The organism is Streptomyces sp. NPDC005423 (genome assembly GCF_040606415.1).
Lineage (GTDB): Bacteria > Actinomycetota > Actinomycetes > Streptomycetales > Streptomycetaceae > Streptomyces.
Genome location: NZ_JBEXET010000036.1, coordinates 15,156 through 29,784 on the forward strand (window position 1 = coordinate 15,156; position 14,629 = coordinate 29,784).

Below are 14,629 nucleotides of genomic sequence, written 5' to 3' on the forward strand. Positions count from 1 at the left end.
CCGCCCCCGGAGGTACCCCCATGCTTGCTTCCTGGTACGACGCCCAGGGCCCCGCCGCCGATGTCCTGCACGTCGGTGAACTCCCTGATCCCCTCCCCGGCCCCGGCGAGGTCCGCGTCCGCGTCACCGTCTCGGGCGTCAACCCCGGCGACACCAAGAAACGGCGCGGCTGGCTCGGCTCGTCCATGCCCTTCCCGCGGGTGATCCCGCACAGCGACGCCGCCGGAGTCATCGACGCCGTGGGCGCCGGAGTCGACGTCCACCGCGTCGGACAACGGGTCTGGGTACACGGCGCCCAGTCCTACCGCCCCTTCGGCACCGCCGCCCAGTACACCGTCGTACCCGACCACCAAGCCCCACCCCTGCCCGACCACCTCAGTGACGAACTGGGCGCGAGCCTCGGCATCCCCGGCATCACCGCCCACCGCACCGTCTTCGCCGACGGCCCGGTCGACGGCCAACTGGTCCTGGTCCACGGAGTCCTTGGCGGCGTCGGCTCCCTGGCCGCCCAGCTCGCCCAGTGGGCCGGCGCCACCGTGATCGCCACCGTCCGCCGCACCGCGGACCTCGACCGCGTCGACCCGGCCATCGCCCACGCCATCGCCCTGGACACCAGCGACCCCGCCGCTGCCATCCGCTCGTACGCCCCGCGCGGCGTCGACCGGATCATCGAGGTCGCGCTGTCCGACAACGCCGATCTCGACAACGCCGTCGCCGCCAACAATGCCGTCATCGCCGCCTATGCCACCCGCTCAGACCGCACCGAAATCCCTTTCTGGCCGCTGCTGTTCAACAACGTCACCCTCCGGCTGCTCGGCAGCGACGACTTCCCCGCCGAGGCCAAGCGCCAGGCCGCCCGCGACCTCACCGCCGCCGCCGCCGTCGGCGCCCTCACCGTCGACGTCCGCGACCGCTACCCGCTGGACCACATCACCAAGGCCCACGACCACGTCGACACCGGCGGTGTCCACGGCCGCATCCTGGTCACCATCCCCCGATAGCGCAGACTCGGAACACCGGCCCGTCACCAGCAACCCCCGTCTCATTGACAGCTACTGGATCGCTCACCTCACACGACTAAGTTCACTGTCAAAGAAGCCGAAACGACTGGGTTCGCTGTCAAACGACTCGATCGGACGACAAGGGACATCGAGGCTCCGCCAGTCGTTTTGCGGACCTCTGTCCTGTGCCACTGAATCTTGACCGCTTGCCACCGAACTTCGACTGGCGGCAGCCCACCGCTAAGACACTGGCGGGTGGTTTCACGCTGAGCGTCTCCGCGCTGGCTTTGTAGGTCAGTTCTGAGGCCAGTGGTGGGTGGGTTCTGACTCCAGTGGTGTCGGCGGACAGTTGATGTCGGTGAGTTCTGACTCCACTGGGGGCCTTGCGGTGGGAGTATCGGAGTGCATCAGCTAGCCCTGGGTGGCTCAAGTGCCCCTTTCGAAGGTCGAGTTGTACGCGGCGATCCGCCATGACGCTCGGGTCGAAGGGCTGTCCAGCAGGGCTTTGTCGGCCAAGTACGGGGTGGGCCGCAGGACGGTCGCGATGGCGGTGGAGTCGGTGTGGCTGGCGCCTCGCAAGCAGAATCCACCCCGGATCTCGCGCCTGGATCCGTTCAAGGCGACGATCGATGAGATCCTGCGGGAGGACCTGGACGCGCCGCGCAAGCAGCGGCACACCGTCAAGCGGGTCTTCGATCGGCTGATCGACGAGCACGACGCCCAGAGCGTGACGTATTCGATGGTCCGAGCCTACATCGCCGGACGCCGTCCGGAGATCCGGGTGGAGGAGGGCCGGGGGCCGCCGCAGGCGTTCGTGCCGCAGACCCACCGCCCCGGTGACGAGGCGGAGGTCGACTTCGGGGACGTGTGGATCCACCTGGACGGCGTGTCCACCAAGGTGTTCCTGTTCTCGCTGCGCCTTTCGTTCAGTGGGAAGGCCGTGCACAAGATCTTCGCTTCGTGCGGGCAGGAAGCGTTCCTGGAAGGCCACGTCCACGCGCTTCAGGTGCTGGGCGGCGTGCCGCGCGGGAAGGTCCGCTACGACAATCTGCGGGCCGCGGTCAGCCAGGTTTTGGGCCGTACCCGGGGTCGGGTGGAAAGCGACCGCTGGACGGCGTTCCGGTCGCATTTCTCGATCAACAGTTTCTACTGCAATCCCGGCATCGAGGGCGCCCATGAGAAGGGTGGCGTCGAGGGACAGATTGGCTGGTTCCGCAGGAACCACCTGGTCCCCGTCCCGAAGGTCGCCTCGCTGGCGGAGCTGAATGCGATGGTGGAGCGCTGGGACAAGGAGGCCGACGCCCGCCGGATCATGCAGCGGGCGATGACCATCGGTGAGATGTTCGCCGTCGAGCGCCCGCTGCTGGTGGCGCTGCCGGAGGAGGAGTTCGAGACCGGGCTGGTGTCCTCGCTGCGGGTGAACCGCTACAGCCTCATGTTGACTGAACTAAGGCAGCTGTTTTCGCAGTTCAGAGGACGTGTCGGGGCTCGTTGCTCTAGGGTCGCTGCCCGTGACGACAGACGAGGTGTCGCAGCGGGATCTCGCGTCCCTGGCGGTTCCGCTGGTGGGCTCGCTCGCAGCGACCGGCGATCCGTGGGAGCCGTATCGCCTGCTTGACTGCGACGGGGTTCCAGTCGAGGCGGTGAGCGCGTACTTCCGTGATCTGCAAGCAGCCAGCCGCAGCGCGGCAACAGTTCGCTCCTACGGGATGGACCTACTGCGGTGGTTCCGGTTCCTGTGGGCGATTGGCATCTCATGGGACCGCGCGACGCGCGTGGAGGCAAGGGACTTCTGCAGATGGCTGCTGATCGCTGGCAAGCCGGTCCGCCCGCATTGGCGCCACGGCGAGGACGCTGCGGTGATGAAGCCGTCCGGGGTTCCGTTCGCGGCCTCGGTGCGAGCACATAACGAGACAGTGCTGCGCTGCTTCTACGACTTCCACCTCGGGATCAGCAGCGGCCCGATCCTGATCAACCCGTTCCCGCTCGACCGATCCCGTCGCGGCAGCCGGCTCAACGCGCATCACAACCCGATGGAGCCGTTCCGCAAGGAGCGGACCGGGCTCTATCGGCCACGGGTGCCCAAACGTGTTCCCCGGTCTATTCCTGACGAGGAGTTCAACGAGATCTTCGCGCGGCTGCCATCTCACCGGGACCGGGCGCTGGTCGCGTTCTACGTGTCCACCGGCGCCAGGGCCTCGGAGCTGCTGTCGACGACGCAGGGCGGGGTTGATCCGGGGCGGCAGCTGGTCTCGGTGGTCCGCAAGGGCACCGGCGAGGTCGCCGCGCTCCCGGCGTCCATGGACGCATTCGTGTGGTTGCGGCTCTATCAGGTCGAGATGGAGGGGCTGATCCCGAAGGGGCGCAGGCTTCCCCTGTGGTGGACATTGCGGCGGCCGATGCGTCCGCTGACTTACCACGCCGCACACCGGATGTTCGAGCGGGTGAACGCCGCGGCTGGTACGTCGGCCACGCTGCACGCTCTGCGGCACACCGCGGCCTACCGGATGGCGGAGGATCCGATGCTTCCGCTGACCGACGTGCAGCTGGTCCTCGGCCACGCGCTGCTGACCACGACGCAGATCTACCTGACGCCCCGGAAAGAGGACGTGATCAGGAGAGTGCTGGCTCACCATGCCGAGCAGACGCGGCAGGCTGCGGCGCGGCAAGAGCCGACGCCGGCTCCCGGCTACGACCAGCGGACGCTGGACGTGCTCTTCGCCAGGGAGGCCCGGTGAGCACGGCGACCAGGACCGTCAACGTGTCGACCTCGGCGGCAGCGATCGGTGACCGCTACCCGGCTCGTCCGGTGCCTGATGACTGGCCGGCCACCAGACAGCCGACTGAGCAGGTGCTGAAGCTGTGGGCGGCGGCGTCTCCCCGCACGGAGACGCCGCGCAGCCACAATTTCCGCCGCCACGGGCTCATGCTGCTGCTGGCGTGGCTGCAAGAGCAGGCCGGAGACAACTGGCAGCAGCGATGGCTGGCCAGCGGCGCGGACGCAGCCGGCGAGCGTTGGGCCGACGGACCGGCCTGCTGGCTGCAGCGGCAGGGCAAATACTCGCGGACCCGGCTTGAGACCATGACCAGCGCGCTGATCATCTTGGTCGGGGCCGACGTGATACGCCCCTCGCTGGCCTGGCTCTTCACCGGCGGAAAGAAGCGCAAGGTCGCCCGGAACATGATCTGGTCCCGCGACACCGCGGGCTTCGACCGCGTCGACCAGTTCTGCCGCCAGGACCCCGGGATCACCGACGACGCGCGTGAACACATCGTGTTCCGCCTCGCAGTGATCATCGCGGCCAAAGGCGGGGCGATGGCCGACATCACCGTCGGCGACCTGCTGGAGTCCCTGGACGTCGAGTACTCCCTGCGCGGAGAACGGCGCCTGGGCTCAGCCGCGTTCCGGGTCCTGCGAGAGCTGAGGGTCTTCGGCCCCGGCGTCCCGACGCTGCGGGAGATCACGAGCAACGGCCAGCTTGCTGTCGAGGAACTCGTCGATCGCTACCCGATCGCCTGCCGCCCGATCCGCGACCTGCTGGTGGACTACCTCAAGGAGCGGCAGCCCGCCCTCGACTACTCCACGCTACGCGGCGAGGTCTATCACCTGGCCAAGAGCTTCTGGACGGACCTGGAACAGCACCACCCGGGCATCGCCTCACTGCGCCTGGACCCGGCTACGGCGACGGCCTGGAAGCAGCGCCTGCAGACCAGAACCAAGAGGATCACAGCCGGGGACGGGCAGCGGATCGAGGTGACGGTCGAACGCCTCAACTACCACGACACCCTGGCAACGGTCCGCGCCTTCTATCTGGATCTCGCGCAGTGGGCACTGGAGGATCCCGCCCGCTGGGGACCGTGGGTCGCGCCCAGCCCGGTGAGCCAGCACGACCTCGACCGACGGAAAGCCACCCGACGCCGCAAGGCCCGGATGGACGCCCGGACCCGCGAGCGGCTGCCGATCCTGCCAGCCCTCGTGCGCTCCACCTACCAGCATCGCAAAGAAGCCGAGACGCTCCTGGCCGTCGGCCGCAAGGCTCAACCCGGCAAGGAGTTCAACGCCGTCGGCCAGACCCTGATCCGCACACATCGCCCCCATGCCACACCGGAAAACATCTGGGCCACGGATCCGGTCACAGGCCGACAGCGGCTCCTCAACCGCGAGGAGAATCACGCCTTCTGGGCCTGGGCGATCATTGAAGTGTTGCGGCTGACCGGAATCCGCATCGAGGAGATGCTGGAGCTCAGCCACCACAGCCTGGTCCAATACCGGCTCCCCACCACCGGCGAGATCGTGCCGCTGCTGCAGATCGCCCCGTCCAAGACCGACGCCGAACGACTCCTGGTCGTCGGCCCGGAACTGGCCGACGTGCTGTCGACGATCATCTGCCGAATCCGCAGCGCCGACGGCACAGTGCCGCTGATCCGCGCCCGTGACTACCACGAGCTGGTCTGGATGGACCCGGCCCCGTTGCTGTTCCAGCACCGTGTCGGCGCCGAACCTCACCGGATTGGCCGCGAACGCATCTCCACTCTGCTCGACCAAGCCCTGACGCGGACCGGGCTCGTCGATGCCGACGGCACACCACTGCACTGCACGCCGCACGACTTCAGAAGGATCTTCATCACCGACGCCATCATGAACGGGCTGCCACCGCACATCGCCCAGGTCATCGCCGGCCACCAGGACATCAGCGTCACCATCGGCTACAAGGCCGTCTATCCGGAGGAGACCATCAAGTCCCACCTGGCCTTCCTGACCCGCCGCCGGGCACTGCGGCCCAGCGAGGAATACCGCACCCCGACCGACGCTGAATGGGAGGAGTTCCTCGGCCACTTCGAACGGCGCAAGGTCGCCACTGGCCTCTGCGGACGGGCCTTCTCAACCCCTTGCATTCATGAGAACGCCTGCCTGCGATGCTCGATGCACTGGCCCGACCCGGCTCAACGGGCCCGGATCGTCGACATCCGCGACAACATCATCGCCCGCATCGCGGAAGCTGAGCGAGAGGGCTGGCTTGGCGAGGTCCAAGGGCTCCAGATCACCCTCGCGGGAGCGGACGACAAGCTCGCGCAGATCGACCGGCGGGTTCCGCGAACCGTTGACCTCCCCATGCCCACTACCACGACCGGCCACCGGAGTCGGCTGTCAGGGCCGGGTGAGAGGGTGCGGCCATGAACATCGACGAATTCTGGACCGTCATCGAAACGGCACGCACCGACGCCGCTTCGGCCTCCGGAGATCCGGGCGAAGCGTTCGCATCGGCCCTGGTCGAGCGGCTCGCGGCGACCTCGAAGCAGACGATCCTTGAATACCAGCAGTGCTTCGATCAGCTCCACGGGTCGATCCACCGCTGGGACGTGTGGGCTGCCGGCTATCTGATCGGCGGAGGCTGCTCCGACGACGCCTTCATGGACTTCCGCGCCGGCCTCATCGCCCAGGGCGGAGAGTGGTACGACCGGGCCGCCACCGCACCCGATGTTCTCGCCCAGCATCCGGACGTCATCGCTGCGGCAGCCGAATGCAGCGACGAGGCGCTGTTCAACGAAACCGTCAACTACGCAGCTTCCCACGCATACGAGCGCATCAACGGCGACGAGGACGACTGCACCTTCTACGACGACTACGACCAGTTCCGCGGCCCCCGAACCGACCATGAACCAGCTGATATGGGCGAGAGCTTCGATTTCGACGACGCCTCAGAGATGCACGCCCGCCTTCCCAGACTGGCCCGCCTCTTCCTTGATCATGGTGACGACTGAGTTCGCTGACCCCTCACCACCAAGTTCAGAGAACAGGTCAGCGTGCGCACCAACCACTACTCGGTGCCGGTCAGGTTGATCGGCCGGATGGTGCGGGTCGTGCTGCACGCCTCCGAGCTCGTTGTCTACGACGCGCACACGGAAGTCGCCCGCCACGAGCGGCTGATCGCCAAGGGCGGTGCCCGCCTGGAACTGGACCACTACCTGGAGGCCCTGGTCCGCAAGCCCGGCGCGCTGCCCGGGGCGACCGCGCTGGACCAGCCCCGCTCGGCGGGCAAGTTCACCCCGGTCCACGACGCCTGGTGGCAGGCGGCCTGCAAAGCCCACGGCGACGCGGAGGGCACCCGGGCGCTCATCTCCGTCCTGCTGCTGCACCGGCACATGGTCCACGAGCACGTGGTCGCCGGGATCGCGACCGCGCTGCGGGCCGGCGCGCTGACCGCCGACGCGGTCGCCCTGGAGGCCCGCAAGTGGGGCGAGGCCGACCAGGGCGCCGAACAGCCGGCCGACCAGGACATCCCGCGCCGCCGGGTGGACGGCGGGGCGACGGTGACCTCGCTGACCGAGCGGCGCCTGGCCGCGCTGCCGCCCGACCCCAGGCCGCTGCCGTCGGTGGCTGCCTACGACCAGCTGCTGCGATTCCGCCGGCGTCCCGCCGACGGCCAGGCATACCAGGAAGAGGCACCGTGACCGCCAAGCGCAACCGCGGACTGACCGAACAGGCCGCCGACACCGCCGTGGACCAGGCATGCCGGATGCTCCGGCTGCCCACCATCCGCTCCCAGTACCCCGAACTCGCCGAAGCCGCAGGCCGCGACCAGATGCCTACCGCGGATTCCTGGCCGAACTGCTGCTGTCCGAATGCGACGACCGGGCCCGCCGGCGCTCCGAGCGCCGGATCAAGGCGGCCGGCTTTCCGCGCGAGAAGTCGATCCGGCAGTTCGACTTCGATGCCAACCCCGTCATCGATCCGGCAGCCATCCATACCCTCGCCAAGTGCGGCTGGGTCAGGAAGAGCCTGCCGCTGTGCTTGATCGGCGACAGCGGCACCGGCAAGTCGCACCTGCTCATCGCGCTGGGCACCGAGGCGGCGATGCACGAGTACCGGGTGAAGTACGTGCTGGCCACCAAGCTCGTCAACGAGCTGGTGGAGGCGGCCGACGAGAAGCTGCTGGCCAAGACCATCGCCCGCTACGGCCGCGTCGACCTTCTCTGTATTGATGAATTGGGGTATATGGAGCTGGATCGTCGCGGGGCGGAGCTGCTGTTCCAGGTATTGACGGAGCGTGAGGAAAAGAATTCTGTGGCGATCGCCTCCAACGAATCCTTTGGAAAAGCGCACATGTTCCGGCGAACCCGTGCGAGTTGCTGCCGAAACTTCACGGGTTCAACCGGCGGGCGCCACCGTCACGGTCACGGCGCCGGGAATCAACGCGATCAGCTGTTGAGACCAGCAGTCCGACTGCTGGGTGGCGACCTCGGCTGCACACGCGGAACAGACAAGGTTGGGGCCATCCAGGCCATCGAGACCGCAGCATCCGTTGCGGCGTCCGCGGTCAGGGTGCCTGACCACTCCCGAGACGTCGTCGGGATTGAGGATGAACACGCCGGTGTGAGGGCTGATCGCGTACGACCCGCGCGGCATGAGGGGTGGTAGAAATCTGTGGCCTGGGGACTCCTCTGTGACTGGCGGCGGCATCGGCACTTCCCGAAGGTCGGGGCTGATTCGCTGCTGACAGGTAACGCAGGAGAAGACCGTCATGGCCGCAATTCTGCGTGAGCTTCTGCTGTCAGCTCCCATCATTTCCGGCTCGGCTCCGCGGCCGTGAGGCGACCCTCGTCGACGCGGTCCGTGAGGTAAATCAAGGTGGCTTGCGGGTCCATACCGAAGGCTGCGGCGACGAGCTTGGGGTCCATGGTGTTCACGAGGTCGAGAAGGCGGGTGCTGCGGATCGTCCGGGGCGGGTAGCCACAGTCGTCAAGGACGTGGGAAAGATAGGCAGTTGAGGCCGGGCTTCGCCCGGCCTTCGTTCCTTTGGTGACCACCACGTGCGGGTTGGCCGTCGGCCATGCCTCGCGGTGAGCCAGGCAGCGTTGCAGCACGGTCCAGGAGGCGGGGTCCAGTGGGACGGGGTGAGGTCGCTTGCCGAGCCGGATCGTCTGGGCGGCCGCGTCGATGTCGGTGATCTGCAACATCCGGACCTCGGCGCTGGAGGCACCATGCAGCAGAGCGAGCATGCCGAGCAGGGCCTCGTGCGGGTGGACATGGTCGCTGGTGGTCCAGCGGCGGAAGAGCTCGCGCTGCTGGTCGAGTGTGAGAGTTCGGCCGCGGAAACCGTTCCGTTCCTTCACGATCAGAGTGCGGGTCGGGTCGATGAGCACGATGTGCTTGGAGCGGGAAAAGCGGAAAAACTGCCGCAGTACCACCAGCCGGCGCTTCCGGGCCTTGGGCAAGGTGGCGAGGAAGGCTTCGACGTCGTGCACATCGACCAGGGCCCAGTCATCCTTGCCGCAGTGCTCGGTGAGGAAGCGGGCCAGGTCCCGCAGGATGCTCAGGGCGGTTTCCAGCGTGTGGTTGCTGCGGGGGCGGGTGCCAGCCCGGCGGGCCCGGTCCTGGGCCCTCATGCGGGAGGCGTCGAAGGCGGCCACGGCTGGCCGGAGTGGTTCAGGGACGGCGTCGATGCGGCGCTTGCGCCGCCCGGCAGCGAGCCGTTCGGCCTGGTCGGTGGGCAGGGCCAGGCCGCTCAGGGTGAAGAAGTCCTCCAGCGCGCGGGCGAAGGAGCCCATCGAGCGTCCGGGTCTGCGGGATCGCTCCAGCAAGGCCTGGGGCGAGTTGGAGTGCTCGTCGTTCAGGAGCCGGCCCAAGTCGGTGACGAGGCCGCAGGCCCGGGCAACGCAGAAGCGGGCCGCGACATACGCGACGAAGTCTTCGAGCCAGGCGGGCGGATCGGCGAGTTGGTCGCGGAGGTGTTCGCCGCGGATGAAGGGCCGGCCGGGGTGCCGTTGCCAGCAGGCCGAGCACAGGCCCAGTCCGGCATGCCGCCGCAGCTGACCGCACTCGCGGCAGATCCGGGGCGGCTGCTTCACCGGACCCGGACGCGAGCAGGACCCGCACCAGCCAGTGTCCTCCCGCAGATAGCGTGGCTTGCCGCAGCGGGGGCAGGGCTGCTGGGCGGCGAGCCGCTCGGCTTTACTGCGGCAGTCCCGGCAGAGCCGGTTACCGGCCGAGCGGACGGGATGGCCGCACTGGTCGCAGATGCGTGAGCATCTGATGCACCAGCCAGTGTCCTCCTGGAGGACCCGGTCTTTGCCGCAGGACGGACATGCCGCCTTCGCGGCCTGCTCCTGCATACGGCGCCGGCATCGGCAGCAGTGCTGGCGGTCGCGATAGCCGACCGGTCCGCCGCAGGTGGTGCAGTCACGTTGCTTTTGCCCACGGTGGTCGCCGCCGGTCACAGGGGAGGCATCGACCGGCCCCGGACGGAGGCGGCCTGCGGCACCTCCGCGACGGGCCGGGGCGGTGTGATGGGCCGTTCAACGGGTGTGGTGTCGACCTCGATCAGGTCGTTGGGGGTGCACTCCAGCGCCGTGCACAACGCGGCCAGCGTGGTCATCTTCACCTGCGAGGGCTCCTTGGTGAACAGCGCGGACACCGAGGCGGAGGAAAGCTTCAGGCCGGCCTTCTCGGCCAGCAGCCGCCGCAGCTCGGTACCGGTCCACACCTCACGCTGGGCGGCCGCCATCCGCAGCCGCCATTGGATCTTCATGCCGTGGTGTCCTTCCCGGTCAGCTCGGCCAGGGTGCCGGCGACGGCCCGCTGATAGGCATCCTCGATGAACGTTGCGGAGGGCCGGACGTAACGCATGGTCGAGCTGACCGTCCAGTGACCGAGCATTTGCTGGATCGCCACGAGGTCGACGCCGCGTTCGTAGTTGTGAGTCGCGCATGCCCTGCGCAGGGCATGCGGGCTGAACCGCTGCGAGGCCGGGCGCCCTTCGAGCTCCATGAGATAGCGAAGCCGGTTGCGGATCGTTCCGCGATGCAGGGCTCCGCCGGACTCGTCGGCGAACAGAACAGGAGAATCAGGGAATTTGGACCGCACATCCTCCAGGAACCACCGCAGCACCAGGTCCAGGCCGTCGAGCATGGGCACCCAGCGCGGCCGCGGCCCGGAGGTGTGGGCGCCCTTGCCGAAGCGGACGTGCAGCTTGCCGAACGGGCCACGGCTGAAGTGCACATCCGGCTTGTCCAACAGCGATGCCTCCTCCGAACGGAGCCCGGCGTGATACAGGGTTCGGAACATCGCATAGTCCCTTGCAGCCGGCCCGTACTTCCGGGCCGTGGCGATCCGCTGCTTCATGAAGTCGAAAAACTCCGCCACCCTCTCGGGCGTCGGCGGCGGCACCAGGGCCGGGGAGTCATCGCCGACATGCCGGGAAGCATTGAACTCGTCGACCGGGCAGACCAGCCGAACGCCGAACGCGGCCTCGATCTCGGCCGCCTTGCGGGCCTGCAGGAACCGGTGGAACCCCTTGAAGATCTGCACGTACTCGCGCCGGGTCGACGTCGCCCGGCCCTTCACTGCCAGGTCGCCCACCACCCGGTCAATGTCCTCCGGTGTCACCTCCCACGCCGGCCGCCCCAAAGCCGTCAGCGTCCGCTCCAGCAGGCCAATGTCGTTGTCGATGGTCACCGGGCTGAACCCGCGGGCCCGCCACGAGGCAACGAACGCATCAACGCACCCGGTCTGAAACTGCCACGGGTCCGTCGCCAGGGGCTCTCGCGGTACGGCCCCGCCCGCGATGACCTGGAATCTCGCCTCGGCCACCGGCACACCTTCCTCGCACCTGAACGGTCAAGGCAGCACCTGGGAAACCGGGGTGCCACCGCGAGAACCAACGAGGACCGCGGGAACGGGATACGGGCAGGTGGCAGCTGCAACCCTTGTGAGGGAACAAGTGCCAGCCCCAGATGGCTGGACCAAAACCTTCACGGATCCAAGGCTTTGCGCGGCCATAGTGGACCGGCTGACGTTCGGCGGGAACATCATCGAGACCGGCACAGACTCCTACCGGCTGGCCGCCACCCGCGCCCGCGCCGCACAGCAGGCCGCCGCGCTCGCCGCGGGCTGAAGAAGAGGTGGAAGGGGTTTGGTCCCTGTTACGAAGAGACCCGATGGCCAACACCGCATTCACCGACCCTGACCACCTCACCCGCACCCTCCGCCGAGGCCTCGCCCACGTCCAGCGCCACCTGGGACTCATCGACGGCTGCCTCACCGAAACCGGCCTGCCCCTCAGCCCTGGCACCCGAAGCTAATCCGCCAAGGTCAGTAGTCATCCAGCGCTCTGGCGAGCGGCTTTGCGAAGCGAGTCCCACAGGGTGTCGATGTGGTCGGGCAGCGTCGTCGTCGCGCCGATGGCGACGCGAATCGCGAAGTGACCGTTGACCGATGTGTGCGTGAGGAAGGAATGCCCTTCGGCGTTGACCGCCTCCATTGCTGCCTTGGTGGCGGCGTCGTCGGGGCGCCCTTCCTGGTCGACGAGGTACAGACATACGAGTGCCAGTGATGGCGGGGTGGCCAGGGCGAAGCCCGACTCGCTCTCAATCCGGTCGGCCAGGGAGTTGGCCATAGCGACGTGGCCGCGGATGTTTTCGCGCAGGCCTTCCAGTCCGGCGCCGTGCACCACCGACCAGATCTTCAACGCACGCATACGACGGCCCAGCGGGACCTGCCAGTCGCGGTAATCGATGACTTCGCCCGATTCGGTCGCAGCGTTACGCAGGTACTCCGGCGTGATGGACAGCGCTGTGGGCAGCGCTCGGGCATCCCTCACCCACATGAACGAGGCGTCGAAGGCGGTGTAGAACCACTTGTGTGCGTCGGTGCAGAACGAGTCGACAAGGTTCACGCCGTCCAGGAGCCAGCGGAACTCGGGACACAACGCCGCGACTCCTGCCCACGCGGCGTCGACGTGCACCCACGCCTCGTACGTACGCGCTGCCAGCGCTACGTCTCTCACGGGGTCGATGGCACCTGTGCCGGTTGTTCCCACGGTCGGACAGACCATGACCGGCCTCTTTCCGGCGGCCGCGTCCTTGGCCAGCAGGTCTGCCAGGGCATCCGCCGACATGGACAGCGTGCCCTGGGTAAAGGGGACGATCCGCAATGCTCGCGCGCCGAGCCCGGCCACACGCACGGCCTTGGCCAGTGACGAGTGGGTCTCGGCAGTGACGTACACCGTCTCGGTGCCGTCCACGCCGTGTTCACGCCAGTCCGGGTTGCTGCGCTGCAGCGCAGCCAGCAGGGCAGCCAACGATGCCGACGAAGCCGAATCCTGCAGCGAACCGCCTCCGCCTCCGGCGAAAGTGAACTCGCGACCAAGGCCCAGGGCATCCGCCAGGCCGTCGAGCAGGACCTGCTCGATCTCCGTCCCGGCCGGCGATGTCGACCAGAGCATTCCCTGCGCTCCGATCCCGCCCGATGCGATGTCACCGAGGAGCGACAGCAGGGACGCGTTCGCTGGGAAGTAGCCGAAGAAGCCCGGGTGCTGCCAGTGGAGCGACGAGGGGACGACCACGTCGTTGAGCAAGGCGATGAGATCATCGCCCAGCGCCTGGGACGGCTGCTCAGGCAGTTCACGAGGAAGCTGCGCCTTCACGGAGCCCGGTGAGACCTTCGGCCGGACGTGCAGGGAAGGGAGCGAGGTGCGGTATTGGGCGACCCAGTCAACCAACTGGTGGCCCTGGCGGCGGAATTCATCTGGCTCAAGATCAGGCATGCTCTGTCCTAAGAGGTGGTGTTGGTCATGACGAGGGCTGAGCGCCTACCTGAGCGCTGGGGATGATCAGGTGCCCGGGGCGAACTGGCCGCTACCGGATTCAGAGGGCCTCGATGCCGCGTACCGACTGGTGCCGCACCAGAGCCTATCGTCTACAGTTGTAGATTAATAGCTCCAATGTAATCCCTTATGGGGTCGCTGGGAAGGGGGCGCCATGGGGACCCCTCTCACGGCCACCGGGAATGACAGCTCTTCGCCCTCGCCCCGTGCGCCCCTGCCGCGAGCACGTGGCGTAAGAGGTTCACCAGGTCACAGGGCTGGGTCTGCGGGTCACACGACCCCTCGGACTCATCCGCCGTGAGGCCCGCGAGTGCGACCACAGCCCTCAGCATTCAGGCGTCTACCCGTTGGTAAGGTGTCACCGTGCCCAAGATCGTGGACCACGACGCGCGGCGTGAAGAGATCATCGAAGCCGTATGGCGCCTTGTCGCGCGGCGAGGATTCGCGGCGCTGAACATGCGGGATCTCGCCGCCGAAGCTGGATTCACCAACGGTGCGCTCGCACGATACTTTCCCACCAAAGCAGCCATTCTGCGGGCCGCGCTGGAGCGCGCCAATGCAGCCACCGAACAGCGGGCCGCCCGCACCATCGCCGGCGCCAACGGCCTGAACGCGTTCCGCAAGTTCTGCGTCGAGATCATGCCCCTGGACGACGAGCGTCTCAATGAGGCCCGCGTGGTCATCGGCTTCTGGAATTACGCGGTAGCCGATCAGGAACTGATCGGCGTCTACGACCAGGCGATATCGCGCTGGCGCGATCAGATGCTCTCGTATCTGCACACTGCGGCTGAAGCGGGAGAGATCAACGCATCCTGTGATCTCGATGCGTTCTTGGACCTTGCGATGGCCACGCTGATGGGACTCCAGATCAACGCGATCTTCGCGGCTCGCCTGACCACACCCTCCCGCCAGTTGCGGATACTCGACGGACTCATCGCGGGGTTGCAGACCGGCACCTCATGATTTGAGCACGCAGGCGCAGAAGTACTCACCTGTGGATCAGTTGCATCTGATCCGCCCCTT

The 14,629-nt window shown here is 67.5% G+C and carries 11 protein-coding genes and 3 pseudogenes; 10 read left to right on the forward strand and 4 right to left on the reverse strand.

The window, feature by feature from the left end; all coding sequences use genetic code 11:
* Positions 1-20 precede the first annotated feature (20 nt).
* The 7 genes and pseudogenes from ABZT12_RS29330 to ABZT12_RS29360 form a co-directional block, all read left to right on the forward strand.
* On the forward strand, positions 21-1,001 hold the full coding sequence (locus ABZT12_RS29330; protein WP_356390049.1) for an NADPH:quinone reductase: 981 nt from the start codon (positions 21-23) through the stop codon (positions 999-1,001).
* A gap of 430 nt (positions 1,002-1,431) precedes the next feature.
* Positions 1,432-2,619, forward strand: coding sequence for an IS21 family transposase (gene istA / locus ABZT12_RS29335; protein ID WP_356390051.1), 1,188 nt, complete (start codon positions 1,432-1,434; stop codon positions 2,617-2,619).
* Complete coding sequence (locus ABZT12_RS29340; RefSeq protein WP_356390053.1) at positions 2,513-3,739, forward strand: site-specific integrase; 1,227 nt, start codon at positions 2,513-2,515, stop codon at positions 3,737-3,739. The genes istA and ABZT12_RS29340 overlap by 107 nt, the downstream gene beginning before the upstream one ends.
* A complete protein-coding gene (locus ABZT12_RS29345; protein WP_356390055.1) occupies positions 3,736-6,180 on the forward strand; it encodes a site-specific integrase in 2,445 nt (814 codons plus the stop codon). Before ABZT12_RS29340 ends, ABZT12_RS29345 begins: the two co-directional genes overlap by 4 nt.
* The gene (locus ABZT12_RS29350; protein ID WP_356390057.1) at positions 6,177-6,764 is read left to right on the forward strand and encodes a DUF4240 domain-containing protein; all 588 of its coding nucleotides are present in this window, start codon (positions 6,177-6,179) and stop codon (positions 6,762-6,764) included. The genes ABZT12_RS29345 and ABZT12_RS29350 overlap by 4 nt, the downstream gene beginning before the upstream one ends.
* 42 nt (positions 6,765-6,806) lie before the next feature.
* Entirely contained in the window at positions 6,807-7,454 is a 648-nt protein-coding gene (locus tag ABZT12_RS29355) for a hypothetical protein (RefSeq protein ID WP_356390059.1), read from the forward strand.
* A pseudogene (locus tag ABZT12_RS29360) lies at positions 7,451-8,097 on the forward strand (ATP-binding protein); the annotation flags it as partial. The gene ABZT12_RS29355 and the pseudogene ABZT12_RS29360, both read left to right, overlap by 4 nt.
* Before the next feature lie 467 nt (positions 8,098-8,564).
* On the opposite strand, the gene ABZT12_RS29365 reads toward ABZT12_RS29360, so the two are convergent.
* From ABZT12_RS29365 to ABZT12_RS29375, 3 genes are all read right to left on the reverse strand, one after another.
* Entirely contained in the window at positions 8,565-10,115 is a 1,551-nt protein-coding gene (locus ABZT12_RS29365; RefSeq protein WP_356390061.1) for a site-specific integrase, read from the reverse strand.
* 101 nt (positions 10,116-10,216) lie between these two features.
* Positions 10,217-10,531 carry a helix-turn-helix transcriptional regulator gene (locus tag ABZT12_RS29370; protein ID WP_356390063.1) on the reverse strand — a complete coding sequence of 105 codons (315 nt, stop codon included), beginning with the start codon at positions 10,529-10,531 and terminating at the stop codon, positions 10,217-10,219.
* Complete coding sequence (locus tag ABZT12_RS29375) at positions 10,528-11,457, reverse strand: site-specific integrase (protein WP_356390065.1); 930 nt, start codon at positions 11,455-11,457, stop codon at positions 10,528-10,530. The genes ABZT12_RS29370 and ABZT12_RS29375 overlap by 4 nt, the downstream gene beginning before the upstream one ends.
* A gap of 280 nt (positions 11,458-11,737) precedes the next feature.
* Between ABZT12_RS29375 and ABZT12_RS29380 the strand changes: the two are divergent.
* Together ABZT12_RS29380 and ABZT12_RS29385 are read left to right on the forward strand one after the other, a co-directional pair.
* Positions 11,738-11,896, forward strand: a pseudogene (locus tag ABZT12_RS29380) (ATP-binding protein); the annotation flags it as partial.
* Between the two features lie 7 nt (positions 11,897-11,903).
* A pseudogene (locus ABZT12_RS29385) lies at positions 11,904-12,083 on the forward strand (DDE endonuclease); the annotation flags it as partial.
* A gap of 17 nt (positions 12,084-12,100) precedes the next feature.
* On the opposite strand, the gene ABZT12_RS29390 reads toward ABZT12_RS29385, so the two are convergent.
* Positions 12,101-13,546: an aminotransferase class V-fold PLP-dependent enzyme gene (locus ABZT12_RS29390; RefSeq protein ID WP_356390067.1), complete on the reverse strand. Its 1,446-nt coding sequence runs from the start codon at positions 13,544-13,546 to the stop codon at positions 12,101-12,103.
* Positions 13,547-13,969: 423 nt separating this feature from the next.
* On the opposite strand from ABZT12_RS29390, the gene ABZT12_RS29395 reads away from it, so the two are divergent.
* Positions 13,970-14,569: a TetR/AcrR family transcriptional regulator gene (locus tag ABZT12_RS29395; protein WP_356390069.1), complete on the forward strand. Its 600-nt coding sequence runs from the start codon at positions 13,970-13,972 to the stop codon at positions 14,567-14,569.
* Positions 14,570-14,629 lie beyond the last annotated feature (60 nt).

Coding starts and splice junctions, on each gene's coding strand:
- ABZT12_RS29330 (WP_356390049.1), top strand. CDS start 21: ATGCTTGCTTCCTGGTACGACGCCCAGGGCCCCGCCGCCGATGTCCTG.
- ABZT12_RS29350 (WP_356390057.1), top strand. CDS start 6,177: ATGAACATCGACGAATTCTGGACCGTCATCGAAACGGCACGCACCGAC.
- ABZT12_RS29365 (WP_356390061.1), bottom strand. CDS start 10,115: ATGCAGGAGCAGGCCGCGAAGGCGGCATGTCCGTCCTGCGGCAAAGAC.
- ABZT12_RS29370 (WP_356390063.1), bottom strand. CDS start 10,531: ATGAAGATCCAATGGCGGCTGCGGATGGCGGCCGCCCAGCGTGAGGTG.
- ABZT12_RS29390 (WP_356390067.1), bottom strand. CDS start 13,546: ATGCCTGATCTTGAGCCAGATGAATTCCGCCGCCAGGGCCACCAGTTG.